This window comes from Stieleria mannarensis (genome assembly GCF_014154935.1).
GTDB lineage: Bacteria > Planctomycetota > Planctomycetia > Pirellulales > Pirellulaceae > Stieleria > Stieleria mannarensis.
This window is the reverse complement of record NZ_JACEHH010000050.1, coordinates 20,514-45,444: the sequence shown is the minus strand read 5'-3', so window position 1 is coordinate 45,444 and position 24,931 is coordinate 20,514. Positions and strand designations below refer to the sequence as shown.

Here is a 24,931-nt window from a genome sequence, read left to right as displayed (position 1 = left end):
CCCCGCGGGGGACGAAAGCCTTGGCGGCTTCCGCTACGACCCAACTTGAAACCTGAAACAAAAAAAGCGGCGTGACCCTTCAGGCCACGCCGCTTTCGCAATTCAATTCTCTCGCTCGCTCGCCGTTACCGGTTCGGATCGAATCCGGTTTGTGCGAACTCTTCTTCCTCTTGGATGATGATCCGTGGGGTGACCATCAGCATCAGGCTCGACGCATCGCGGCCGACGGCGACGTTTCGGAACAGTCGGCTGATGTAGGGGATCTTGCTGAGCATCGGAACACCGCGTTCAGTGCGTCCTTCGCTGAGTCGTTTGATCCCACCGAGCAGAATCGTTCCACCATCGGGCACGCTGACCGTGGTGCTGACTTGCGTGAATGCAAAGGTCGGCAATTGGACGGTCGAACCGGAGATGATGTCTTCTTCCTCTTCGCTATCCACCGCGTCATCGTCGTTGACGACGCCGTCACCGTTGGTGTCCTCTTCTTCGCGACTGCTGCGTCGGGTGGTTCGTGAACCTTCGAAGGTGAAGGTGTCGACGTCCCCGATTTGGCTGAAGAAGGGCACCAGGGTCAGACGCACAAACCGTTTGTCGTCGCTGACGATCCCTTGCACGTTCAACTGGGTGCCTTCGTTCAGGACCACGATCACGGGCTGTTGGGCGACGGCGAAGTCACCGACAACCGGCGTGATACTGGTCACGAAGGGCCGTTGACTTTGGTCAGAGATCGTTGCGATCTGGCCGTCGAACAGCGTGACCTTGGGAGCCTGCATCACGTTCGTCCGCTCGTCGCCTTGGGCGGCTTGCAGGAAGAAGAACGCTTCGATGTCGCTGAGGATGGCGAAACCGATCGACGAGAGGGCTCCGGGGTCGGGTGCACCGAAGGCCGGGACGACACCGAAGGAACCGTTGTTGAACTGGATATCCAAGTCAGCGGTCGGCAGGCCGGTGATTCCGTCCCACCCGACGGTCACGCTCGGGCCGCTGTCGTCATCGGGCAGCGTCGAAACGTTGTCATCAAACTGGACGTTGAAGTCGACGCCGATCTGTTCGAAGAACGTGTCGGACAGCGTGATGAATCGAACTTCGATCGTGATCTGCAGGTTTTGCAGCGACCGCAGCGATTCGATCAAGTCGACGATCTGGTCGTGAACATCGCTGGTCGTGCTGATGATCAGGCTGAGGTTCTGGGGATAGGGAGCCATGGTGCTGTTGCCACCGAGAGCTTCCCACGTATCCGGAACGACGGTCGTTTCGATCAGGTTCATCAGCGAATCAAAGTCCGCAAAGGAGCCGCCACCGCCCGCGCCGTTGGGCGGGTTCTGGGGACCGAAGCCGCCTTGAGCCCCGCCGGGGGCGTACTGGCCCAACATGTTCGGCGACATCTTGCTCGGCTGCAGGGCGTTGGCCTGGCGCGAGGCAAGGTCGGTCATCCGGACGGGCATCATTTGCACGTCCATCCGCGGGTTGGTCATTTGATAGGCGGCACGCAGTGCCCCGGCCAAACCGTCTTCGTAGCTGGACGTGAAGTTCGGGATCGGGGTCACCAGGTCGGCAACTTTGTAAACCCGCGTGATCACGTTGGCCCGTTTGGCTTCGGCACTGGTGATTTGCAGCACCTCGTTTTTGATTTCGTAACCCAAGTCCAGCGGCTCGAGAATCAGATTCAGGGCGCTTTTGAGTTCGATCTGGTTTTGCAGTTCCAGCGTGACCGGCGTATCGATCTGAACGCGAACGGCTTCCATCGCCCGTTGGTTCATCACGATCGGCATCCCGGTGATCGTCTTCAGGTCTTCGATGACCTCGACCAACGGTCGGTTGCGATACTGGACGTTGACCGGAGTGCTCAACTGCTGTTTCAGCTTTTGCTCTTGGACGGTGCCGTACAGCGAACCGGTGTCACGGGATCGACGCAGCGTCAATTCGTGCCAGGATTGCGGATCACGTCCGAACGTCATCGGCTGATTGGGATCCAATCCGTCGGTGATCGAAGCGGAATATTCAACGTCTTCCAACCCTTTGTAGACCAATTCCTCTTTGCCGGCTTGGATGTCCCGCATGATCTGATCGCGGGTGGCGAACCGGCTCTTGTGGAACATGGTCGTCGCGATGGTCGAGCCGGGTTTCAGCTCGCCGACCTGTTTGGCGACCACTTCGGCTTCGGAAAACCGTCGTTCGCGGATCAAGTCGTTGAACGTGTTGACCAACTCGGAAATCTCTTCGTCGATTTGGGCTTCGCGAGCGGCGTCGGTGGCCAGTTCGGTTCGGACGGCATCGTTTTGCAGTTCCAATTCGATCGATGCGCGATTGGCTTCGACGTATTGTTTTTGCTTTTCCAATTCACGATCGACCAGACGGGCCAGCGTGCGTTTACTGGTTTCGTCGACGTTGGATCCGTCGACGCGGCGTCGCAATCGATTCAAGTTATCCAGTGCGTCCAACGGAGCCGATTCTCGGAGTTCGGCCGCGTTTGCGATTTCCGCGGTGATCTCACGATACAGTCGCTGAGTCATGTCGCGGGTTTCGGCGTCGGCTTGATCGATCGCCGAAAGTTGGGGATCGGCTTGGGTTCGCGGCAGTCGAGCCGGCTGCAGCAACGTCAGCTTGTCCTTGAGCCCACGTCGGGTCGCCAAGTCCAATTGATCTTCGTATTTCCAGGCTTCGACAAAGTGCTTGCGGGCGGTTTCCTGGTCGCCGGCTTGAAGCGCTTGCAACCCGGCCTGGTAAAGCTGGTTGGGGTCGGCACCGGGCACTCCCACTTGGCCCTGGGGCAGCGGTGGGATCGGTGCGCCGAGCGCTTGGACCTGGGCGACGGCACCGCCGCCCATGTTGTTCGGTCCGGCATCGGGGCCGGCGTTGAACAGCATCTGTTGGATGAAGCCGGCTTCGTCGCCGCCGAGTTCTTGTTGTCCGCCGGCCAAGGCGATTTGCGACTCCAGCGTGCCGGCTCGCTTGGCGGCCGATTCGGCATCCAAGACGAATTGCCACACCTGGGGTGCGGTCTCGGCATCATTGAGCGCTTGGGCCTGGCGTGCCAGTCGCAATGCCGCAGCGGTATCGCCGCGATCCAGCGTGGCCCGTCCGAGAGCGATCAACCGCAACGCTTCCTGTTTGGAGTTGGTCGCCGCGGACGCGTTCGGCATCGGCATCGCGGTCAACGGTGCCGCCGGGTTTCCCGATGCCAGCGGCGTCGGCGCGGTCGCGGGCACGCTCAGCAGTTCGGCGTCGATGCCGGCGATCTGCAAATCGACTCGCAGTCGTGCCAGATCGGCGGCGACCTTCGAATCGGATTTGGGAGCCGCCGAAGCTTGGCGGAAGGCATTGACGGCCATTTCGAATTGACCGCCGGCCAGGGCCGCACGCGCTTGTTGGACGAGCTGTTTCGCGCCCGTTGCGTTGCGTCCTGCAGCCGCCTCTGGCACCTTGTAACCGGCCGGTAGGGCCGCGGTGTTACCTTGTGCGTAGGAAGGAGCGGCAGCGGTTGCCGCACCCGATTTGTCGTTGGATGGCAGGCTCATGCCTGGCATCGGTAGCTGGGCAGAGACGCTGGACGCCCCCACAAGCCACGCCATTACGGCGCCGCCCCATCGATTGCGATTGAGGCCGAAAAGTTTTTCGTGGCGTTTCAACGCGACACTCCTTCTTCGCGGTGAGACTTCGTTGGATACACATGGAATTTCCGCCTACGTTCACGAAAACCCATTGTCGCTTTTTAGCCCCACGGCACGTCTGTCCAACCAATGCGGACCGACCTATCGCGAGTCCCGATTCGACAGCGGACCGCGTCTGGCCGCCTTGATCCGGGCCCGACCCTTGACCGACCGAAGTGGGCGGAAGTGCCGGGAGCTAATGGACTCGGAGCCGGGGATACGCTGTTTTCGAGTGCCCTGTCAAGCTCGGCCGAGCCCGGTTTTTGGCTTTTTTTCGAATTGAAACCCGCCTCGGCACAGGAAATGCCAGACTTGAGCCAAAGCCGACAAAAAGATCGCTTTTTTGCGTCAATCTGGGGTATCTAGATAAGGATCCTGGCCGATTTCACGCTGCATCTTCTTGCGTTCCTTCTCGTGATGCAACAACACCATCCGGTCGCGAAAGTGTTTCTTTTCCACCTTGCGTTGGGCGCGGCCGAAAAGTTTGGCGTAGGAGTCGACCGAACCGGTCAAGTTTTCGCCGCGGGCCTTCAGCTTTTCGGCCTTGTCCGGTCCCAAGCCGCCTTTCAGGATGTCGTCGTCCAGCGACAGGTACTGGCGGTACGATCCCGGGTCGCCCTGGCGTCCACAACGACCGATCAACTGGCGGTCGATTCGCGCCGCGTCGTGTAATTCGGTGCAAATCACGTGCATCCCGCCCAGGTCGACGATCTCGTCGCTGAGTTTGATGTCGGTACCGCGTCCGGCCATGTTGGTCGCGACGGTGACTCGGCCGTATTGGCCGGCGTCGGCAACGATTTCGGCCTCCATGGCGACGTTGTTGGCATTGAGCACTTGATGCTCGATGCCGATCGCTTGAAGCATCCGCGACAGGATTTCGCTTTTGTCGATCGAGCGTGTTCCGATCAACACCGGCCGTCCGGTCTCGTGGATCGTTTTGACTTCATTGACGATCGCCTGGAATTTTGCGTCGATGGAGCCGAACACGCGGTCGGGCAGCCGTTTTCGCTGGGGCGGCCGGTTGGTCGGCACGCGCAACACGGGCGTGCGATAGATCCGCCGCAGCTCGCGTGCGCTGGTCGCGGCGGTCCCGGTCATTCCTGCCAGATGGTTGTACCGGAGGAACAGGTCTTGGACGGTGATGCGGGCGGCCTGTCCGGTCGGAACGCTGATTTCCAGGTTCTCTTTGGCCTCGATCGCTTGGTGAATCCCATCGCGCCATTTGCGGCCTTCGGCCAATCGGCCGGTGAATTCGTCGACGATCACGATTTCGTCGACGCCTTTATCGCCGGGGCGAACGACGTATTGGCGGTCGAGCAGGAATTCGCGAAAGACTTTTACTGCGCGTTCGGTGTACTCGTACAAATCGACCAGCCCCATCGTCCGCACCAAGTTGCTCTTGGGCAGTGCACGGACCTTTTGCCGGCCGCGTGCGGTCAGTTCGTATTGTTTGGTGTCGTCGTCGATTGTGAAGTGTTCATCGAGTTCGTATTCGGGCGCGTGCTCGCTGGCCCAACGATAGGTTTCGACGATTTGATCGCGGACGGTGTCTTCGATGCTGCCGATGATCAACGGCGTCCGGGCTTCGTCGATCAGGATACTGTCGGCTTCGTCGACCAGACAGAAATGCATGCCGCGCATCACCGGTTTGTCGCCGGAGTCGGAAAAGCCGCCGCCGCCGTCGCCCAGCATTTCGGTCTGGATGCGGTTTTGGGCTCGCAGTAGCAAACGATCTCGCAGGAAATCGAAGCCGAATTCTTTGGCCGTTCCGTAGGTCACCGCCGAACCATAGGATTTCCGCCGAGATCCTTGATCGTCGGGCGTCTGGATGATTCCCACGCTGACACCCAGCATGGTGTAGATCGGCGTCATCCACTCGGCGTCTCGTTTGGCCAAGTAATCGTTGACGGTGGCCAAGTGGGCTCCTTTGCCGACCAGGGAATGCAGGTACAGCGGCAGCGTCGCGGTCAGGGTTTTCCCCTCCCCGGTCTGCATCTCGGCAATGTGGCTTTCAAACAGCGAGATGCCGCCGATCATTTGCACGTCATAGTGCCGCATGCCAAGGGCGCGGCGGCCGGCTTCGCGGACAAGCGCGTAGGCCTCGGGAAGCAGCTTGGCCAGTTTTTCGCCGGCCATCGCGCGATAGCGCAATGCCAGGGAGCGTTTGCGAAGGTCGCTGTCGGATTCCGGTTTGAGCGTCGGTTCCAGTTCACCGATTTCGGCCAGCATCCGCTTCCAACGCACCATTTTGGGGTGAAAGCCGCCGCCGGAGAAGATCGACATCGACTTGGTGCCGACCGTTTGAAACCGCTCGGGGGCGATCGTGGCCGCTGGTGCCCCGCCGGTGGGATTGGGCGAGGTGTCGGCGGGAATGATCTCGGCCGGTTTGACGGTCTTGCGCTCAGTTGCCTCAGATGCGGGAGTTGGATCCGCAGGCGGCGTCGCTGCGGGGGGGCCGCCGGCGGTCGTGTCGGCGTCTGCATTGCGGGGATGATCGACCGCGGTATCGGCGTCGGGCTGCTCAGCGGCGCGGGGCTGGACGATTGTCTCGCCGTGATTGGCCGTCTCGCCGTGATTCGCCGGCGGCACGATGGGCGGGTCCGCGGCATCGATCGCATCGGGGTGTCGTCCGGATCGCGCGTCGTTTCGGCCGGTGTCTTGGTCGGTCATCAAGCTGTTTGGGGGACCAATTTGCGAAAAGTTTCTGGCAAAAGCAGCGTGCGAGGGAACCTCGGGAACGCCATTCTACCGCTCAAAAGGCTGTTTTTCCCACACTTTGGAAAGTGCAGGCAGTTTGAGTGTTGAAGTTGGGAGGGATGCGCCGACTTTAAGCAGCGTAAGGGACGTTCTCGATCTAACGCTCGTTTTCGTCGATCGTCTTATACCAGTCATTCCAGTAATCCCGGACTGCGCGAGACTACCAAAATGAAGAAAAACTTCCGAGGCATGACCCTGGCAGCACTGTTGCTGTCCGCCTCAGCGTCGGCCCAGGCTGACACCAATCAGTATGTACCCGCCAATGATTCACCACAAGCATTCGTCGGCGATGTCGCCTCGGACGCGCCGGTCCACGTTGGCTCCCAATACCCTTCGCCCGTCGCACCGATCAGCAACTATGCTCCGGTGACCGTCGGCGACCTGCAACCGGCCGGATTTTTTGAAGGCGGATTTCGGGGTTCAAACAGCGGTTGCGATAGCTGTGACAGCCCCGGTTGTGACGGCGTCGGTTGCGACAGCATGTGCGGAGGCAAATCCCGCGGGCTGGGCAGTCTGTTGAACCTGTGTGGCAAAGACGGTTGGATGCGTGCCGAAGGGATGTTGATGTTCCACGCCGAGCGTCAAGCGCCGCCGTTAGTGACCTCGGCCGCCCCCGGGATCTTTCCCGTCTTGCCGGCCGCAACGGTTGAATTCGGCGACGACCTGGATGGCGGTTTGTCCGGCGGTGTTCGCACGGACATCGGACGCTACCTGACCGACAGCTTCGGCGTCGGCGGTCGTTTCCTGTGGGTCAGCGAGAACGGCGACGACTACTCCGCCAGCGGTGACCAGACCGATCCGGGCGCCCGCTCGCTCGGTCGCCCCTACTACTTCGTGCCCCGGTTCAATCCCGGCACGGCGCAAGAAGACTCGGTCATCATCAGCCAACAGAACCTGTTCTCGGGGAATGTCCAAGCGGAATACGCCACGGACTTCTTCATGGCCGACGGCTACGCCCGCATGACGTTCTGCCACAACAAGGCATCGCGACTGGAATTCATCGCCGGTTACACCTATGCCGAACTGGACGACATGATCTCGATCACCAGTTATCGACAGGACACCGATGCCGGCCGCAACCCGAACCTTGCCGCCACCGAGTTCTCCAGTTTGTTTGACACCGAAAACCGTTTCAACGGCGGACAACTCGGTTTCGAATCGACGGTGTCTCGTGGCCGTTGGACGGCGCGGGCGTTGACCAAGGTGCACCTGGGGAACATGGAACAAACGGTTCGCAAGATCGGCACAACGACCGACTATCTGCTCAACAACGTGGTTTCGACACAGAACTCCAGCATCCTGATCAACGACGAACAGGGGACGGTCAGCCAAGATGTGTTCACGTTCATTCCCGAAATGGACTTCACGATCGGCTATCGCTTCCGCGACCATGTCTCGTTCACCGTCGGGTACACCTTCTTGTACTTTGACAACGTGGCGATGGCGGGTGACCAGATCAATCGCAATCGCGACACCGGCAACATCGGTGCCAACGTGACACCGGTGTCGTACGACATCGTCGAAGGCAGCCACTGGGTCCAAGGCATCAGCCTGGGTGCGTCAGTCGACTACTAAGGGTCGTAGGAATTTTCATCGGCCGGTTGGAAGCTTTTCGCGTCATCCGGGATCACAGACGAATCTTCGTAAACCGAACCGATTGAACCGTCAAACGAAAACGCGTGGTCAAAACGGCCACGCGTTTTTTTGTTGCGACCTCGTTTGGCCAATTTTCCTACCTCCGAAATCTTCTTACCTTCTTCTCCAAGCCCTGCCACATCGACGCGAATCTGGGCAGGGATGGCAGAATGATTCGGGGCAGAATGATGGCGGCATCCGGCGTTTGAGGACTCCCCCGTGATGCATCCGGAGATTTGAACTCCATCAATTGACCGATCCTTTCAAGCGAGCACATTCCACCATGCACTCCCCGAAGATTGTTTTAGGTCTGTGGCCGATTGCCGGCATCACCACGATCGGCGTGACCGATCAAGATGCGCGGGCGACCCTACGAGCTGCGATCGATGCCGGCATCACGACCTTCGACACCGCCTACAGCTACGGGTATGACGGAGAAAGTGATCGTTTGCTCGGCGAGTTCGTCCGCGATGACCGCGATCGATTCACCGTGATGGGCAAGGTCGGCCAGCGTTGGACCGAAGACCGCAAACGCATCGTCGATGGTTCACCGCGACAGTTGACCTCGGACGCCGAAGAGTCGTTGCGGCGGATGGGGATCGATGCGATGGACACGCTGTTCCTGCATTCGCCCGATCCCAACGTCCCGCTGGAAGAATCCGCCGGTGCGATGCAGCGTTTGCAAGCCCGCGGGCTGTGCAAACGCATCGGGATCTGCAACGCGACGGCCGAGCAAATCGATCAGTTCGCCGGACATGTCGCCACCGATGCGATCCAGTGCCCGCTGAATCTGGTGCAACGCGAAAACCAGTCCACATTGATTCAGCCGGCAATGGCTGCCGGACGCGAGGTGTACGTTTTCTGGACGTTGATGAAGGGATTGTTGGCGGGAAAGATCACCCGCGATCACGTGTTCCCCGAGGGGGATAGTCGTCCGGGGTATGCGATCTTCCAAGGCGAAACGCGGCGACGGATTCACGACGCGATCGATCGGCTAAGCGAGTTGGGGCGGCAGGTCGATCAGAGCGTCGCGCAGCTCTCCATCGGCTGGGCGATCTCACAACCCGGAGTGACCGCGGCCCTGGTCGGGGCGCGTCGTGAAGAACAGATTCGGGAACTGGCCGGGGCACGCGTGATGCCGCCCGAGACGCTCGCCGCGGTGGAACAGATCGTCGAGGCGTGAGATTGTCGCCTGTAGGTCACTTCAACTCTTCGAACGCGTCGTCGCCGAGTGCTTCGACTTCTCCGCCGCCGAAGTCATCCTCCAGCACCGCTTCTTCGCCGCCGTCCCCTTCGAACGCTTCGTCGACCTCCTCGCCCTCGTCCGCTTTGGCGACTCGGCCGCCGGGCGACATTTTCGCGGCGACCGGAACGGCGACGATCACGGCCACCATCAGGACGGCCCAAAAACTGAAGTACAGCATGACTGGAATAAACGGGGTGGAGCGGTGGTTTGAGGAAAAGGGGTCAGGCCTCTTTTTCGTTCTCTTATCGCTGGTGTCTAGCCTTTAGGCGATTCCCGGTCGCCGTTTCACAGCGACAGTGGGCGGCTAAAGACAGTGGGCGGCTAAAGCCTGAACACCAACGATTGTCGGACGAAGCTCTAGTTTAGCTCGAACCGGCGACGGATGAAAATTTATTCGGTCGGCTCGGGATCGATTCCCAGATCCAGCCGATCGCGGCCGGAAAACACGGCTTCAAACAGGCTGATCGCCTCGGCGTTGGAGGACTTGATGTCCGCGTAGGCGGCTTTGAGTTGCCGTTTCGCTTCGTCGACGCGGAGCTTGTCCCCGATCCGTTGAGCGGTCTGGACCCGGCGGGCCAACGCGATCAGCCGGTACTTTCGATCCGTGGTCGTGTCGTTCAGGATTTCGACCAGTGTGGCGTCGGCTTCAGCCGTGCGATTCTGTTCCAGATACAGCCGTGCCAATTGCAGTTTGGCCTTGCTGACATAGGCCTGCATGACGGCACTTTCGCCGGGCGGAAAGTAGGTTTCAATCGCTTTCCAGCCCTGGACGTCGTCACGCTCGGCGGCTTCCAAGTACTGTTCTTCGACCGATCCCCGGCGGGGGACTTGGTCGGGACGCAACAGATCCGCGACGGAGGGGTGTTGCACCTGCGAGGCCGCGGCGACTCCTAAACCGATCGCCAACAGGGGGACCAGGCTGAGCACGAGGACTCGTTTGCGGCGGCGGGCACGGGCACGTTTTTCTTCGTCGGCGACACGCTGCAGACGCGCCGTCGCGGTCGCCGCACCGGCCAGACGACGCGTGTTGCTCTGCTGGGTGGCGTCGTCCCCGGTTAACGCATCAAGCAGCTCGCCGGGCGACTGAAAACGCTCCCCCGGATCCTTGCGCAACAGTTTGGCAATGATCGCGATCAACCATTCCGGAACATCCTTGTCGCCGCGAACCCGGTCCAGCGGTTTGGGTGTTTCGTTGACGTGGGAAAACGCCAGTGCCAACGGATCATCGGCCTCGAACGGCGGACGCCCGGCCAACAGGTGATACATCGTCACGCCCAACGAATACAAGTCACTGCGCGGATCCACCGGCAGCCCCTGGACTTGCTCCGGGCTCATGTAACGCGGCGTCCCCAAGGTCAGCCCCGCCTGGGTCAGATCGGCGCGGCTGCCATCGGCATCGTTGCCCAAGCGGGCCAGTCCAAAGTCGGCGACTTTCACCGAGCCCGACTTGGACCACATGATGTTTTCGGGTTTGATGTCCCGGTGCGTGATGCCTTCGATCGCCGCCGCATCGAGGGCCGAGGCGACGCCATAGAGAATCTCGATCGCCTGTTCGGGATCGACCGCACCGTTGCGTTCGATGTACTCGCGGAGGTTTTGTCCCGAGATCAGTTCTTGGGCGATGTAGTGCCGCGATGCGTCTTCGCCGACTTCATAGATCTGGACGATGTTGGAATGATTCAGCTTGGCCGCCGCCTTGGCTTCGCGACGAAACCGCGTGATGTAGTCACGGTCGCGAGCCAGATCGGGCCGCAAGACTTTGACGGCCACATCGCGGTCGAGCGCCATGTCACGCGCGGCGTAGACGTCCGCCATGCCGCCGCGGCCGAGGCGGCTGAGGATCAGATAGCCGGCCAAACGCGATCCGACCAGACTGGCCGTCGACAGCGGGATCGTCGGGGTGTCGATGCCAGCCGGTGATGCAGGGTTCACCCCGCCGTTTGCACTTGGAGGATCGGCACGGGAATCATCGGCCGTTGCCCCGATCCGCGATCCGCCAGACACCTGTTCGCCAGACGCCTGTTCGCCAGACGCCTGTTCGCCAGACGCCTGTTCGCCAGACGCCTGTTCGCCAGACTGATCCGATGTCTCACCTGCCATCTGAGATGACGATGCGTCACGGGAGTTTTCGTCGGGAGAATCACCGTCTGGAGAATCACCGGGCGCCGTCTTATTCATGAAGTCTCTCGAAGTCTCGGTTGGAGTGGTCCGCTCGTTGGGATCGCGTTGATTCCAGATGGTTAAGTCCTGATTTACGTTCCCGAGTCGGTCGGACCGCCGAGGGAGACGAGTTGCCGATTCATGCTGCCGCTGGAAAAGCCTTGCAGGTCCAAGGTGACGTAGCGGAAACCGATTTCGGTCAATCGCTGCGTCAACTCGGTACGCAGCGGGGCGTCGGCGAGTTTGCTGATCTGGTCGGCCGGCACTTCAATGCGTGCCAAGTCGCCTTCGTGAAAGCGGACGCGTACGTTTGCCAATCCCATCCCGCGCAGCAGATCCTCAGCCTGTTCCACCTGTGCCAATCGCTCCGGCGTAACCGGGACACCATACGCGATCCGGCTGGCCAAGCATGGCGAAGCGGGCAAGGATGCGTTGGGTAAACCGAAGTGACGCGCCAACTCGCGTACACCGGATTTATCGATCCCCAATTCCGCCAACGGTTTCAACACCCCCGCTCGGTCGCCGGCTGCGATGCCCGGTCGATAATCCCCCAGGTCATCGGCGTTGGTGCCCGACACGATCGTTGCGGCATCCAATTCAGGACTTTGACACAATCGATCAAGCGTCTGGTAAAGCGTGCTTTTGCAGTGAAAGCAACGCGACGCGTCATTGACGCGGTACTGCGGCAACGACACCTCGTCGGTCTCGATCAATCGATGGTCGGCGGCCAAGTGAGCGGCGATCGATTTGGCCAATTCGATTTGCCAGCGGGCCACACTGGGCGAGACCGCCGTGACCGCCGTGACTGAATCGGCGGCACTGGCGAGCGCAGCGGCCAAGACCACGCTGCTGTCCACGCCACCGGAGAACGCCACGGCGATCGCGCCACGGCCATGGAACCATTCCACCAACTCCTCTGCACGCGATTGAACAGTCCGAGATTCGACCGCCGCCTGCGCAGACGAACGGGGACTCGGCGCAGAGGCGAGAGGAAGGTCGGGGGCCGGGGAAGTGGAGGAATCGATCGTCATGCAGTGTTGCTCAGACGGTGTAGCTCAGACAGTGTTGGAATCAAAGGCGACGCGAACGAAAAAGCCCGCATCGAGTTTCCGGTTCCCCGAATCGTTCAGCGACAAACGTCCGCTGTCGACAAACGCATCGAACTGGCGGACCGGAACGGCGAGCTTTTCCGGCAGTGTTGCCCTTAAATAGTCTACCACGTCGCCGCCGCTGACCTGCGGTGAATGGCCGGTGATCAGCAGACGAAATCCGTTCGGCGACAGCAGCGTTAAACAATCGTCGACCAGCGGCCACAGGTCACGTTCAAGCCGCCACGCTTTTCCCGACGGTCCGTGCCCGTAGGCGGGGGGATCCATCACAATCGTGTGGTAGCGGTTGCCGCGGCGGACTTCGCGGGCGACGAACTTGGCCGCATCGTCGACCAGGTAGCGGATCGGATGCTCGGCCAATCCGTTCAAACCGGCGACCGTTCGAGCCGACGTGACGTTGGGTTTTGCGGCGTCCACGTGGGCGACCTTCATCCCCGCCAGCGCCATCGCGATCGAGCTCGCGCCGGTGTAGGCGAACAGATTCAACCCGCTCGCGTCGCCGCCGGCTTTCGGAGCGGTCTGGCGCAGCCAGCGCCAATTGGGCAGCTGTTCGGGGAACACACCGACGTGACCAAACGGTGTCGGCGCGATCGGCATTCGGATCCCGGCAAAATCGACTTGCAGCTGGTCGCTCCACACCGTGCGATGTGTCCAGCGACGCCGCTGCGGGTCAAACCTGGAATCGGCGTCCTGCCACAGATCCGACCGCTGTTTTCGGTTTCCGTCGGCTGCCGGACAGGGACGGTCCACTAGCCGACCGCCGAATGATTCCAGCTTGCGACCTTGGCCAAAATCCAGCAACCGATAACCCGGCCCGTGCGATCGTTCATTCACCGTGTTACTCATCGCCCCAAGGGTGAACTCTTACCGATCCCGTGTAAAGGAGACTACAATAGCGGATCCCCCCAACAGCCCCCTACGCCCACCGAGTCCATCGATGCCCACCGAATCTCGTCCCCGATTTGTCTCGCTTCTGATCGCCGTGATCGCGGCCGGTTCATTCAGCCTCGTCTCGCTCCATGCCGACGCACTGTCTGCCCAAGATCCCGATCCGTGGGAACAGAAGAAAGCCGAGCGATTCAAACCGCTGACCGAGAACGACAAGCACCAGATCGCGGCCGCCGTCCCCGCCCAGCCGACGGCCAAACCGGCGACCAAACGTCGTGTCCTGGCCTTCTATCGGTGCGAAGGTTTTATTCATACTTCGATCCCGCACGCCAACGAATGTGTCCGCGTGATGGCGGAAAAATCGAAAGCATTCGAGGTCGATTTTGCCGACACCTACGACGTGTTCCAGGCCGAAAACTTGGCGAAGTACGATGCCATCTTGCTGAACAACACGACCCACATGCAGTTCCCCGAACCGTCCCAACGCGATGCCTTCATGGACTTCATCATCGGCGGCAAAGGGCTGATCGGTTTCCACGCGGCCAGCGACAACTTCAACCGACACCCGGATTGTTTGGCGATCGTCGGCGGCACGTTTGCCGGCCACCCCTGGGGGGCCGGAGGAAAGTGGGCCTTCAAATTGGATGACCCCGGCCACGTGCTCAATGCCGCCTTCGATGGATCAGGGTTCTGGCACAGCGATGAGATCTACCAGTACAAGCCTGAATCGTATGTCGGCACAAAGGTGCTGCGCGTGTTGGTCAGCCTGGACATGAGCAAGGAAGCCGTTTCCAGCCGGATCAACGACGGGCCGCGCGAGGTTCCCGTCTCCTGGGTCCGCAAGGCCGGTGACGGCCGCGTGTTTTACACCAATTTTGGCCATCGCGAAGACACCTTCGCCAATCCCGTGATCGTCCAGCACATGCTTGACGGTATTCAATACGCGCTCGGCGATTTACCCGCCGACGCGACGCCCAGCGACGAACTGAATAACGTTCAGCCCGCCCTGGCCCCCGCGGCAAGATAAGTGCGGCGACCCTCCGCAAGGCAAGTGGCTGCCCACCAGTGTCGTGGCATAGTTCATTCAATCCACATCAAACGCGCTGCGTTGCTTTGCCGAATCTTCATGTCCCATCCCTATGCTTTCTAACTCGTGACTCGTGAGGGAATCGTCGTAACGGATTCAGCAGCAGACTCTTGTTTACCATCACCCTGCTTCAGACAAATGGTTCGCGAAAGGGCACTCGATACCACATCGAATCATCACCATTCTTGATCGGCCGTGGTGATGATTGCGACTTGGCGTTTACGTCGCGATCGGTCAGCCGAAAACACTGCACGATCGTGTTTGATGACGACAACGTCTTGATTCGAGATTTGCAAAGTCGCAACGGAACGGTCGTCGATGGCGATGCGGTCGCACCCGACGTCCCACGACAATTGTCGCATCACGATAAGCTTCGGATCGGCAAGTACACCTTTCGAATCTCGATCCGCGACCGGGAGACCAGGGAACCCCATCGCCCCGAGCTGATCGATCTTTCGACACTTTCCGGGCCGGGCATCGTACCGCAGGATGACGTCAAAGGGGCGGCGCAGCTGCTGAGCGAACTGGATGAACTCGCCGCCCGGCTCGATCAACCCAGCGACGACAAGACTGAGCCGGTGGTCAAGGCGAGCGGAAAAGCTGCGTCGAAGGAGCCCGACCGTGTCGCCACGAATTCGCCGGCCGGCGAGGACAGCGACGACGCTTCCACTCAGTCGGGCGAAGCCGATGAATCTGACGAGTCGACCAGCGTGTCGCGGGCGGACGGGAAGCGGGCGAAGGAATCCGAAGACGAACCATCAACCGACACCAAGAAGCTTCCCCCGCACCTGCGTCCCAAGGGGCCCAAGGATTCGCAGAGCGCCGCCTCGGCGGCACTGAAGAATTTGTTCGTGCGGTAGGCGATCACTTTTCTGATGTACGCTGGCCCTTCCGGGCCGTCGCCCGTGGGGCTTGGCACGACGACCTAGAAAGGACGTCGTACAGCTCTTCCACTGACCGCCTCCTACCCAATCGTCAGACCGCGCGGCATTCCCGAATAACCGCTACGGCTTGGGCGCCGCGGCGGCCATCACGGTCAGGTCTTCTTGACCGACGCGGGCACAAAAATCGCCCAGCGATTCACCTTCCTCGCGGTTGGCCTTGTAGGCCGATGCGATGGCGACGATCTCATCAACGATCTGGTCCGACGGGACCAAGTCTTTGTACAGGTACGCCAGTCGATTGCCCAACCAGCCGCCACCTGCGAACAGGGTGTAGCGGTCTTTGGCCTTGCCGACCAGAGCCAGGTCGGCGTTGTAGGGTCGGGCACATCCGTTCGGGCACCCGGTCACTCGGATCGTAAAACGTTCTTTGTCCAGGCCGAGTTTGGCCAGCGGTGGTTCCAGGTCGTCGATCAAACTGGGCAGCCGACGTTCGCTTTCGGTGATCGCCAGGCCACAGGTCGGCAGGGCGACACAGGCCATCGACCAGCGGCGGACGGTGCTGGTTTCTTCGGTCGTGCGGACGTTGTGCCGGCGGATGATCTCGATCAACTTGTCTTTATCGGCCGGATCGATGTCGGTCACGATGATGCTCTGGTGCCCGGTCATCCGCAATTCGGTGCCGAAGGTGCGACACACTTCACGCATCATCGCTTTGAGCTGACGGTGTTCGTTGTCGTACAGTCGACCGTTTTCGATGTTCAGCCCATAGGACCATTTCCCATCGCCCTGGTCTTGCCAGCCCATGTGGTCGTCAAAACCGGTGACGTCATCGGGCTCGCAATCGGCAAGCGGGCCACCGAATTGTTCTTCGACCGCGCGGCGGAATTTTTCGACGCCCCAATTGTCGACCAGATACTTCATCCGGGCAACCTTGCGGTCTGCGCGGTTGCCGTGATCCCGTTGGACCTTGATGACCGCCTTGCTGACTTCGACCGCTTGTTCGGGCGTGCAGAACGCCATCCGTTTGGCCAGCGCGGGATAGGTCCGCTTGAGTGCGGGGGTGGCCCCCATGCCGCCGCCGACCAGTACGTTGTAGCCGATGATTTTGCCATCGCGGACGATCGCCAAGAAACCCAGGTCTTGCGTGTAGATGTCGATGCAGTTGTCTTCGGGCAGGGCGATTCCGACCTTGAACTTCCGCGGCAGGTAGGTCGGCCCGTACAGCGGTTCGACGATCGGGCCGCCGCCTTCGAGCGTTTTTTCGCCGGTTTCCGGATCGGTCAGCCACAACTCGTGGTAGGCCGGCGTTTGCGGCGCCAGGGCGGCGACCAATTCGTCGGTCAGCGCCAACATTTCCTGATGAACGCCGTCGGCCCGTTTGGCCGGGCAGCACATGATGTTTCGATTGACGTCGCCACAGGCGGCCAACGTCGACAATTCGATCTCGTTGATCCGATGGATCGTCTTGCGGAGATCTTTCTTGAGCACACCGTGCAACTGCAGCGTCTGTCGCGAGGTGATTTTCATCGTCGAATCACCGAGTTCCTCACACAGATCCAGCTGGGCCAGCATCTGCTCGCTGGTGATTCGCCCGGCGGGAATCCGGCAGCGGACCATCATCGCGAACGCCTTCCCGCCGCCGGCTTTTTTCAATTCCGCCCGCTTGTCGCGATCGTCTTGCTGGTAGGTGCCGTGGAATTTCAGCAACTGGATGTCCGATTTGCCGAAATGGTCGGTGTCGGCAGCCATCTCCGTGTCGATGGTGCCTTTGAGATACTCGCTCGCCTCTTTGATTTTTTCGACCGGGCTAAGCTTCGGCGCTTCGGTAGACATCGAGTCAAAAATCCTGTGTGATATCGTTTCGCCGGTCCGGAACCGGGCGACAGATGAACTGTGAATCTACGCGAACTATAACGATCAATCGCGTTTCCCACTATGGTAAACCCATCGGCTATCGGCGCCTGACAGAACAGGGGTGCGACGAGCTGACGCAAGACGAGGCGAACATGACGGCAGTGATTTTGGATGGAAAGCAGGTGGCGGCGGAAATTCGCGCCGAGACGGCCAAGGAAGTCGCGGACTTTGTCGCCGGCGGTGCCCCGCCCCCCTGCCTGACCGCCGTGTTGGTGGGCGAGGACCCCGCCAGCCAGGTTTACGTGCGAAACAAGGCCCGGGCCTGTGAAAAAGCCGGGATCGACGGCCGCACCCACCGCTTGCCCGCCGACGCCGGCCAAGACGAGCTGATGGCGCTGATCGCCGAACTCAATACCGACACCAACGTCAACGGTATTTTGGTGCAGCTCCCGTTGCCGTCGACCGACGACGTCCGGTACGACGAACGAGAAATCCTGGACGCCATCGATCCGCTGAAGGACGTCGACGCCTTTTCCCCGGTCAACGTCGGCCTGATGATGCAAGGTCGCCCGCGTTTCTTGCCCTGCACCCCCCACGGCATCGTCCAACTGCTCGGTCGTTCCAACCTGTCGGTGTCCGGAAAAAAGGTTTGCGTCGTCGGCCGCAGCGACATCGTCGGCAAACCGATGGCGATGATGTTGGCCCAGAAAACCGGTTCCTGTGGTCCCGAGGTCGCCAACGCCACGGTCACGCTGGCCCACAGCCGCACGGCAGACCTGGCGGCCGTTTGTCGCGACGCCGATTGCTTGATCGCCGCCGTCGGCCGCCCCGAAATGATCACCGGCGACATGATCAAACCCGGCGCAATCGTGATCGATGTCGGCATCAATCGCGTCGGCGACAAACTGGTCGGCGATGTCGCGTTTGATCAAGCCAAGGAGGTCGCGTCGGCAATCACGCCCGTCCCCGGCGGCGTCGGACCGCTGACGATCGCCATGCTGCTGCACAACACCCTGGCCGCGGCGAAATTGCAAAGCGGACGCTAGTGCCGCCTGTGGGATAGGCTTCCAGCCTGTCGATTCCGCAAGGCGTTAGGGTAGCGGAACTCGCCAAGAGTTTCGCACCGGTGCGGCGCCGCAGCAGGAGGTCCGAAAGCCTTGGCGGCTTCCGCTACGACACGAATCTCGTTCTCGCTATTGCGAAAAACACGGTCCACCTATCCCACCCCCACTTCCATCCTGGCCGCGGCGGGCAGGTGGTTCTTGCCGGTCCCACGCGACGCCTTGATCCAGCCCAACGGTCGGCCTCGGTGACGCACCACGCACCAGCCCGTCAACGCGCACGCGATCGGTTGTCCGCTTAGGAACTGCTGCGCCGTCGAATCATCGACATCGACCGATTGCAATCCTCGCAGCGCCCCGGTTCGACGCAGCGACGCCTCGTGCGACGGCTTCCAGGTTTGACCGGTACGATAGGTGAGTTCCGGGCCGGCGGCGGAAATCGATTCGGCCCACGACGGAGCGTCCTCGGGCCAAGCCCAGATGACCGCCCCGGCGACTTGATAACGCTGCGGCGTGACGCCGAACCATTCCCCCAGTTCATCGGGCAACCGCTCCGGTTTCTCACGACGCTTTCGTTTCTTTCTCGACGCTGGCTCGACTGCGGCTGCTGCGCCGATGTCGGATCGCAACGAGGCCGCAAAGCTGCCCGCACAGCGATGGCGGTGCGGCCACAGTCGATAGCTACATCCGGAATCATCACTCGCATAGTCGGCCAATCGATCGATCGGCTCGGCCGCCACGCCATCCTTTTCCAGCAACCAACGCACTTGCGATTCGTTCTCCGCGTCGGCGAACGTGCAGGTGCTGAGCACCAGCCGACCGCCCGGACGCAGCAGCCCGATCGCGGACGACAGGATGCGGCGGGCCCGCAGCGCGCTGTGTTCAATTTGGGTCGGCGAGACCGCAGCCAGGCTTTGCTTGCCGCGGCCCAAGAGTGCTTGCCCGCTGCACGGGACATCGGCCAAGACCAAATCGAAGACGCCGCCGAGTCGCGTCTGCAGGACTTCGGGATCCAGGCTGGAAATCGCGTATCGATCGTTTCCGGTTCGAGCCAAGTTGTACGCCAGCGGTGCGATCCGAGACTTGATCGGTTCGTTGGCCAACAGGAAACCGTCGCCGATCGATTCCAGCAGCGCGCTCGACTTGCCGCCCGGTGCGGCACACAGGTCACAGATTAATCGGTCCCGTTGGGGAGGCACATCCGCTTCGCACGCGGCGAGGGCCAACATCGAACCGGCATCCTGAATGAAAAAGTCCCCGGCGGCGTAGTCCAACGTCCGGCTGGGGCGGGCCTCCGAATCAGTGCAGTGATAGCCGAGTGAATACCAGTCGACCGGGCGGACGGGAAACGAGAGGTCGGCTTGATCGATCTCGCTGCGGCAACGCAACGCATTGCGATGACGCGTCAGCAACGCCGCCGAAAACGCCGCCAACTCTTCGTCGGAAATCGCGACCGTGCCGAGCGCCGCGGCAAGTGAACGGCGGAGGTCCGCGCCAGCTTCATCGGACGCATTCGTTGCACCGGAGGCATGGCTGTCTAAATCAGTCACGAAACCCTCCCCGCGTCGTCGCTCACTCCTCCGCGACCCTCCCTGCCAGGGAGGGTGAAGTCGTAAACGCCTGTCAAATCAGAGGTTAAAAACCGCACGACCTCTGCGAGGGAAGGTGTCTTAAATAAACTGACGACTTGCGCAGACACGCATGCACCGATGGATGGCACGTTCACGGCGACTTACGCCCCAAATACTTCAATGCCGAAACCGTCAGCGAGAGAACACAAGCCAACAGCAACGGCGAGGTGAACGTGAACATGATGAACGCCCGATGTGCCAGGCGGCCGACGTCTTCACCGCCCTCACCCGCTTCGCCATAGAACAGCACACTCAGTTCTTCGCGGATCGCGGGGACCCGCGAGGCGTAGAACAAGGCCGCCGAGAGGAAGGCGAACACGACCATCATCAACAACATCAGCGACAGGCTGATTTGAATCTTGGGGCCGTGCTTCACCTTCACCGCCTGCGATTCAGGCGTCCCTGCCCCCGATGCGGTCCCCGCCCTCGATGCGGATGATGGTGAAGTACTCGGCGGCCTATCGGCGGGATTCATCACTCAAGTGCCTCCTTGGGCAATTCGGGCAGCGGCTCTTTGGCAGCCTGCCGAGGCGTCCAAAGGTCCTCCGGCTCTTGGCCACCGGCGTCGCTGCGAAGCAACAAATAGACTCCCCCGAGTAGACCAAACGCCAGCGTGAGTTGCCAGGCAATCATGAGGGTCGCGATGATTTCCAGGGCGGCGTTCAATTGCAACCGGTCCGGCGCGATCAGCGAATTGAGTCCCCAGGTCGCCAACGACGCTGCCCAGCCGACGCCGCCCAGTAGCCCCCCGGCGACGAATACCATCGCACCGGAAACGAACAGGTACCAGACCAACGACAACGGCCGACGAACGAATGCCTCATAGCCTCGGCTGAGTGAATCGATCGGGTCCGGATCCGGTTCACAAACCATCGCGGCAAGCGCCAGCGGTATCGCGAACAATGCCCCGAATCCCAGAATGCCGACCGGGATGACCGCGATGCCGATCGCCCAACCCGTCGCCTGAGAAAGCCACGCAATGTCGGCCAATAAACTCGGCACACGGATCACGAACACGGCAGCAGCCAACGCCAGCACGCACAACAACGGGATGATCGGAACCAAGAACGATTTCCACAGCCGCGATCGCACCAGCCGCATGACTCCTCCGGCACGCGGCATCGACTTGCCGGCGGCCAGCACCGCGCCGCCACGGCAAACAAATTGGATCACCGGTGTCCAGAGCACCCACATCGCCACGACCAGTGTGGTTCCCAGCAATGGGCCGGCCGCATTCCACATCGCCGCAATCGGCTCCAAGTGCGATTGCAATTCCCAAAACGGCGCTGGCGCGACGCGTACGGCGACAGCAGACGAGACCAGAACACGTGTCACCAGACAGGCGACAAGCACCAGAGCGACGTGACTGGGAGAGGCCATGATTCGGGGGACGCGGGCCAAGCGGACCCAGGATGCCACGTCCACCCAGGAACGCATCCGAGAAAACATCCCCGATTCGAATTCATAGCCGGCATGAATCTCACTCTTGTTCAAGCCAGGGCTCCGCGTCGACACTTTTCATCTTGGACCACTCCCTTCCTCCGTTCTTCGCGTGCAGTATCACGCAAGCGGTAGTGATCACGCAAGATGCGACGGCCGGCGGGGCATCGGCATCAAGTTAAGCGGGCGATTCATCGCTGAGCCGAATTCACCCTCCCTCTTGGGAAGGTCGCGGAGGAGTATACGACGACGCGGGGAGGGTTGCCTGTGGCTCGGATGCACTCGCACACCGCCGCTCGACCCTCCCCTCGCTGCGCTCGACCCTCCCTTCCAGGGAGGGTGAAGTCCTTCACTTGATGCCTATGCCTCTCCGAGGTCGGCGGGGGCCCAAGCTTTGCTTTTTCGCGCCCGCCGAGTTCGGAGAACACGGCGACTTTGGGGGCCGCCGAGTTCAGAGAACACGGCGACTCTCCGAACGCGTCGTCAAGTGCGCGAAAAGGGGGTCAGGCCGCGATCTTTGCCGGTTGGCTCTCGGCCGTCTTGCCCCGATCGCGCGAGCGCCGCCACAGCGCCTTGATCTCGGCGGTCAAACTGTTGGCGACCGTCTTGTGATACGGCGAGTCGGCCGGCAAGCCTTCGATCAATCGGCGGTGGGCTTTGCCCAAGTTGTGGTACGGCAAACGCGGGAACAGGTGATGCAACGCATGGTAACGCGTCCCGATCGGTCCCCACAATTCGCTGATCCACGGGGCATGCGGATAGTTGACCGAATCGAGCAACTGTTCCTCAAACGTCATCTCCGCCCCGTCACCGGTCCAGCGGTGCGCCCCCAAGGTCCGAATTTCGTTCAGCGTCAACAACCCGATCGCGACGCTGTAGGCGACGATCCACAACGGATCGAACCACTCGCCGGTGACGATTTTGTGACGAAAGATCAATCCGGCTCCGACCAGGAAACAAAAGAACTCTTGCACCACGACGACACGCATCTCGGACTTCGACGCGTCCTCACGCTCGTAAAACGGATCCACCACCATCGTGGATGCGTGACGATGGACCAGTTTGCGCGCCCCGGGAATCAACCAACAAACCGGGCTCAACACCACAAACCGAAACAGCCCCAAGAACGGAATGACCAACGCTTGGCCGATGAAACCCACGATCATCCACGGGCTGTGATGGCTGAGCGACAGGTATTCCCCGTCATGCTCGGTGCCGTAGTGTTTGCGGCGATGGTGGTCCATGTGCGGGTAATACAGGAACGAGGGGACGAACAACGGAATCCCGCACAGCAGATTCCATACGAATCGAAATCCGTTGAACCCTTCTTTGGGCAGATGCACCAATTCGTGGATGAACATGACCGAGCGCATGAACAACAGCACGGTCGCCAGGTATGACACGATCACGGCGGGAACCACCCACGGTTCCGACCAGAACAATCGCGGCACGTGCAGCGTGGCGTGCAAGGCGATGAACCCGCCAATGATCGACAACAGAAAGTCCGTCCAGTAGATCCGCGGATTCGGCTTCGCCAGATCTCCGATCAAGCTGCGCGCCTCGGCAAACGAAAACTGGCCGTCGCCGCCGGGTTTCTGCGGCCCGGATTGGCCAGCGCGTTTGGGGTCGGGGTGGGTGTCGCGGGCAAGCTTGGCTGGGCTATTAACGGACATCGCTGCTGTGATCGTGGAAGTGGGTCGCGGTGGTGGTCCGGCAAGCCATGGGGCACATCGTCGGGCACATCGTCGGGCACCACGGCGCTACTGGACAGAATCCTCGTGTTGTTTCTATCGTCCTTGGATGGCGGCAAAATTTGGTGGACCGCCCTCGTAAACCTTCAGTTTAAATACGACCTTACAGCCTCGCCCGCAAATTCCCCAAAGTTGTCCATGTCGCCATTGTCGCAGCCCGAGAGTCCATGACAGATCCATCCCACCGTGACAATAACGCGCGCCGCATCGTGGTGATCGGGGCCGGGGCCGCCGGATTGGTCGCCGCCGCGGAGGCCTCGATGCGGGGGGCGACGGTCTACCTGTTGGAGAAGAACAGCAAGGCCGGCGTCAAAATCTTGATGTCCGGCGGAACACGCTGCAACATCACCCAAGACACCGACGCGCGGGGAATCGTCAGCGCCTTTGGCAAAGCCGGTCGCTTTTTGCAAAAGTCCGTCGGCGCGTTCGGTCCCGCCGATGTGGTGGCGATGTTTCGTCAGCAAGGTGTCGACACCAAGGTGGAATCGACCGGGAAGATCTTTCCCAAATCCGATCGGGCCGTCCACGTCCGCGACGCACTCCAGCAACGTGCGATCCAGGCCGGCGTGAAACTGCACCTCCGCTGTGCCGTCAGCGGAATCGAACAGACTCCCAACGGTTGGACGGTGCAAACCGATTGCCAAGCGATCCCTTGCGACCGACTGATCGTCACCGCCGGCGGAAAAAGCTGGCCGGGTTGCGGCACGACCGGTGATGCCTATGCCTGGTTGCACCGGCTCGGTCACACGATCGTACGCACCCGCCCCGCACTGGTCCCCCTGGTCGGCGGTTACCACTGGACTCACGCCCTGTCCGGGCTGACGCTCGAGGATTGCGTCGCGTCGGTCTATCGACGCAGCGATTGGGAATCCAAGCCGCCGTCCAAACGCAAACCGCTGGTCAGCCGCCGCAGCAGCTGGCTGTTCACCCATCTGGGATTCTCCGGTCCGGCGGCGATGGATGTCAGTGGCACGATCACCGGTGCCGACTCCTTTGATGACGTCACCTTGACGGTTGATCTGGTGCCCTCGTTGTCGATTCAACAGATCGAGCAAGCTCTCACCGATCGCAGCAGTGGTGGACGGCGGACGACCGCCGCGGTGATCGCCGATTGGTTACCCGCTCGACTGGCCGAATCGATCACCCGCAGCAACCATGCCGACGATCCGATCGCCGAACTCTCCCGCGTTAAACTCCAAACGCTGGTCGCTGCACTCAAGACCGCCACGTTTCCGATCCAAGGCACGCGAGGATTTGCCAAAGCCGAGGTGACCGCTGGCGGGGTGAAGTTGTCCGAAGTCGATCCGCGGACGATGGCCAGTCGAAAGGCGTCGGGGTTGTACATCGCCGGAGAAGTCTTGGACGTCGACGGCTGGATCGGCGGCTACAACTTTCAAGCCGCCTTCAGCACCGGTCGAGCCGCCGGGATCGCCGCCAGCTCGTCCGAGTAGGTGAGAGTTGGCGAGGCTTCCTGCCTGTCATCATTCTGCCATCCCTCTCCTGACTGCGACCGACGTGACAGGGTACCCTTGCCGCGTCGAGGGGCAGGAAGGTTTTAGCGGTCGGAAGATTGGGTCCATCGAAGAGAAGCAGGAATTCACCATTTTCTTACCCCAAAAATCTTCTTACCAAATTCCCGCAAGAGCGGAGCCGATTGTGCGCACCGGTTGATGTCAGTGATGCTTTCCAGCACAACCGCCCCAAGATCATAGCTGGTCGATCGCTGAATCGATTGAGGGAGATCGATCCCACTGGTGACCGCGGACACACTTCTGCCT

The 24,931-nt window shown here is 60.9% G+C and carries 17 protein-coding genes; 6 read left to right on the top strand and 11 right to left on the bottom strand.

Going from position 1 to position 24,931, the window contains the following annotated elements; genetic code table 11:
• Positions 1-125: 125 nt before the first annotated feature.
• Positions 126-3,518: a secretin GspD/PilQ domain-containing protein gene (locus H1B37_RS26245; protein WP_286178203.1), complete on the bottom strand. Its 3,393-nt coding sequence runs from the start codon at positions 3,516-3,518 to the stop codon at positions 126-128.
• Positions 3,519-3,998: 480 nt separating this feature from the next.
• Positions 3,999-5,933 carry a preprotein translocase subunit SecA gene (locus H1B37_RS26240; RefSeq protein WP_286178210.1) on the bottom strand — a complete coding sequence of 645 codons (1,935 nt, stop codon included), beginning with the start codon at positions 5,931-5,933 and terminating at the stop codon, positions 3,999-4,001.
• Positions 5,934-6,575: 642 nt separating this feature from the next.
• Between H1B37_RS26240 and H1B37_RS26235 the strand changes: the two genes are divergently transcribed.
• Complete coding sequence (locus H1B37_RS26235; protein ID WP_182870244.1) at positions 6,576-7,982, top strand: BBP7 family outer membrane beta-barrel protein; 1,407 nt, start codon at positions 6,576-6,578, stop codon at positions 7,980-7,982.
• A gap of 343 nt (positions 7,983-8,325) precedes the next feature.
• Positions 8,326-9,225: an aldo/keto reductase gene (locus H1B37_RS26230; protein ID WP_182870243.1), complete on the top strand. Its 900-nt coding sequence runs from the start codon at positions 8,326-8,328 to the stop codon at positions 9,223-9,225.
• Between the two features lie 16 nt (positions 9,226-9,241).
• Here the strand turns inward: H1B37_RS26230 and H1B37_RS26225 are convergent, their stop codons facing one another.
• The 4 genes from H1B37_RS26225 to H1B37_RS26210 form a co-directional block, all read right to left on the bottom strand.
• Positions 9,242-9,466 carry a hypothetical protein gene (locus tag H1B37_RS26225; protein WP_182870242.1) on the bottom strand — a complete coding sequence of 75 codons (225 nt, stop codon included), beginning with the start codon at positions 9,464-9,466 and terminating at the stop codon, positions 9,242-9,244.
• A gap of 212 nt (positions 9,467-9,678) precedes the next feature.
• Positions 9,679-11,466 (bottom strand): serine/threonine-protein kinase, encoded by a 1,788-nt coding sequence (locus H1B37_RS26220; RefSeq protein ID WP_182870241.1) that lies wholly within the window; start codon positions 11,464-11,466, stop codon positions 9,679-9,681.
• A 74-nt stretch (positions 11,467-11,540) separates the two neighbouring features.
• The gene (gene larE / locus H1B37_RS26215; RefSeq protein ID WP_353620922.1) at positions 11,541-12,356 is read right to left on the bottom strand and encodes an ATP-dependent sacrificial sulfur transferase LarE; all 816 of its coding nucleotides are present in this window, start codon (positions 12,354-12,356) and stop codon (positions 11,541-11,543) included.
• A gap of 147 nt (positions 12,357-12,503) precedes the next feature.
• Positions 12,504-13,391 carry a class I SAM-dependent rRNA methyltransferase gene (locus H1B37_RS26210; RefSeq protein ID WP_353620921.1) on the bottom strand — a complete coding sequence of 296 codons (888 nt, stop codon included), beginning with the start codon at positions 13,389-13,391 and terminating at the stop codon, positions 12,504-12,506.
• Positions 13,392-13,494: 103 nt separating this feature from the next.
• Here H1B37_RS26210 and H1B37_RS26205 point away from each other — a divergent pair, with 103 nt between their 5' ends.
• Together H1B37_RS26205 and H1B37_RS26200 are read left to right on the top strand one after the other, a co-directional pair.
• Positions 13,495-14,472: a ThuA domain-containing protein gene (locus tag H1B37_RS26205; protein ID WP_182870238.1), complete on the top strand. Its 978-nt coding sequence runs from the start codon at positions 13,495-13,497 to the stop codon at positions 14,470-14,472.
• A gap of 170 nt (positions 14,473-14,642) precedes the next feature.
• Positions 14,643-15,392, top strand: coding sequence for an FHA domain-containing protein (locus H1B37_RS26200; RefSeq protein WP_182870237.1), 750 nt, complete (start codon positions 14,643-14,645; stop codon positions 15,390-15,392).
• Between the two features lie 144 nt (positions 15,393-15,536).
• Here the strand turns inward: H1B37_RS26200 and H1B37_RS26195 are convergent, their stop codons facing one another.
• Entirely contained in the window at positions 15,537-17,249 is a 1,713-nt protein-coding gene (locus H1B37_RS26195; protein ID WP_182870236.1) for an NADPH-dependent assimilatory sulfite reductase hemoprotein subunit, read from the bottom strand.
• Between the two features lie 173 nt (positions 17,250-17,422).
• Here H1B37_RS26195 and H1B37_RS26190 point away from each other — a divergent pair, with 173 nt between their 5' ends.
• Positions 17,423-18,316: a bifunctional 5,10-methylenetetrahydrofolate dehydrogenase/5,10-methenyltetrahydrofolate cyclohydrolase gene (locus H1B37_RS26190; RefSeq protein ID WP_182870260.1), complete on the top strand. Its 894-nt coding sequence runs from the start codon at positions 17,423-17,425 to the stop codon at positions 18,314-18,316.
• A 170-nt stretch (positions 18,317-18,486) separates the two neighbouring features.
• Here the strand turns inward: H1B37_RS26190 and H1B37_RS26185 are convergent, their stop codons facing one another.
• From H1B37_RS26185 to H1B37_RS26170, 4 genes are all read right to left on the bottom strand, one after another.
• Positions 18,487-19,881, bottom strand: coding sequence for a methyltransferase RsmF C-terminal domain-like protein (locus tag H1B37_RS26185; RefSeq protein ID WP_182870235.1), 1,395 nt, complete (start codon positions 19,879-19,881; stop codon positions 18,487-18,489).
• Between the two features lie 172 nt (positions 19,882-20,053).
• Positions 20,054-20,344: a hypothetical protein gene (locus H1B37_RS26180; RefSeq protein ID WP_182870234.1), complete on the bottom strand. Its 291-nt coding sequence runs from the start codon at positions 20,342-20,344 to the stop codon at positions 20,054-20,056.
• Between the two features lie 92 nt (positions 20,345-20,436).
• Positions 20,437-21,456, bottom strand: coding sequence for a hypothetical protein (locus H1B37_RS26175; RefSeq protein WP_182870233.1), 1,020 nt, complete (start codon positions 21,454-21,456; stop codon positions 20,437-20,439).
• A gap of 449 nt (positions 21,457-21,905) precedes the next feature.
• Positions 21,906-23,075 carry a fatty acid desaturase family protein gene (locus H1B37_RS26170; RefSeq protein ID WP_182870232.1) on the bottom strand — a complete coding sequence of 390 codons (1,170 nt, stop codon included), beginning with the start codon at positions 23,073-23,075 and terminating at the stop codon, positions 21,906-21,908.
• 245 nt (positions 23,076-23,320) lie between these two features.
• On the opposite strand from H1B37_RS26170, the gene H1B37_RS26165 reads away from it, so the two are divergent.
• Positions 23,321-24,604: a BaiN/RdsA family NAD(P)/FAD-dependent oxidoreductase gene (locus H1B37_RS26165; RefSeq protein WP_182870231.1), complete on the top strand. Its 1,284-nt coding sequence runs from the start codon at positions 23,321-23,323 to the stop codon at positions 24,602-24,604.
• Positions 24,605-24,931: the final 327 nt, after the last annotated feature.

Excerpts from the sequence above, each read along its gene's own strand:
- H1B37_RS26245 (WP_286178203.1), bottom strand. The coding sequence starts at position 3,518 with ATGAGCCTGCCATCCAACGACAAATCGGGTGCGGCAACCGCTGCCGCT.
- H1B37_RS26240 (WP_286178210.1), bottom strand. The coding sequence starts at position 5,933 with ATGTCGATCTTCTCCGGCGGCGGCTTTCACCCCAAAATGGTGCGTTGG.
- H1B37_RS26235 (WP_182870244.1), top strand. The coding sequence starts at position 6,576 with ATGAAGAAAAACTTCCGAGGCATGACCCTGGCAGCACTGTTGCTGTCC.
- H1B37_RS26230 (WP_182870243.1), top strand. The coding sequence starts at position 8,326 with ATGCACTCCCCGAAGATTGTTTTAGGTCTGTGGCCGATTGCCGGCATC.
- H1B37_RS26225 (WP_182870242.1), bottom strand. The coding sequence starts at position 9,466 with ATGCTGTACTTCAGTTTTTGGGCCGTCCTGATGGTGGCCGTGATCGTC.
- H1B37_RS26220 (WP_182870241.1), bottom strand. The coding sequence starts at position 11,466 with ATGAATAAGACGGCGCCCGGTGATTCTCCAGACGGTGATTCTCCCGAC.
- H1B37_RS26205 (WP_182870238.1), top strand. The coding sequence starts at position 13,495 with ATGCCCACCGAATCTCGTCCCCGATTTGTCTCGCTTCTGATCGCCGTG.
- H1B37_RS26195 (WP_182870236.1), bottom strand. The coding sequence starts at position 17,249 with ATGTCTACCGAAGCGCCGAAGCTTAGCCCGGTCGAAAAAATCAAAGAG.
- H1B37_RS26190 (WP_182870260.1), top strand. The coding sequence starts at position 17,423 with ATGACGGCAGTGATTTTGGATGGAAAGCAGGTGGCGGCGGAAATTCGC.
- H1B37_RS26170 (WP_182870232.1), bottom strand. The coding sequence starts at position 23,075 with ATGTCCGTTAATAGCCCAGCCAAGCTTGCCCGCGACACCCACCCCGAC.
- H1B37_RS26165 (WP_182870231.1), top strand. The coding sequence starts at position 23,321 with ATGACAGATCCATCCCACCGTGACAATAACGCGCGCCGCATCGTGGTG.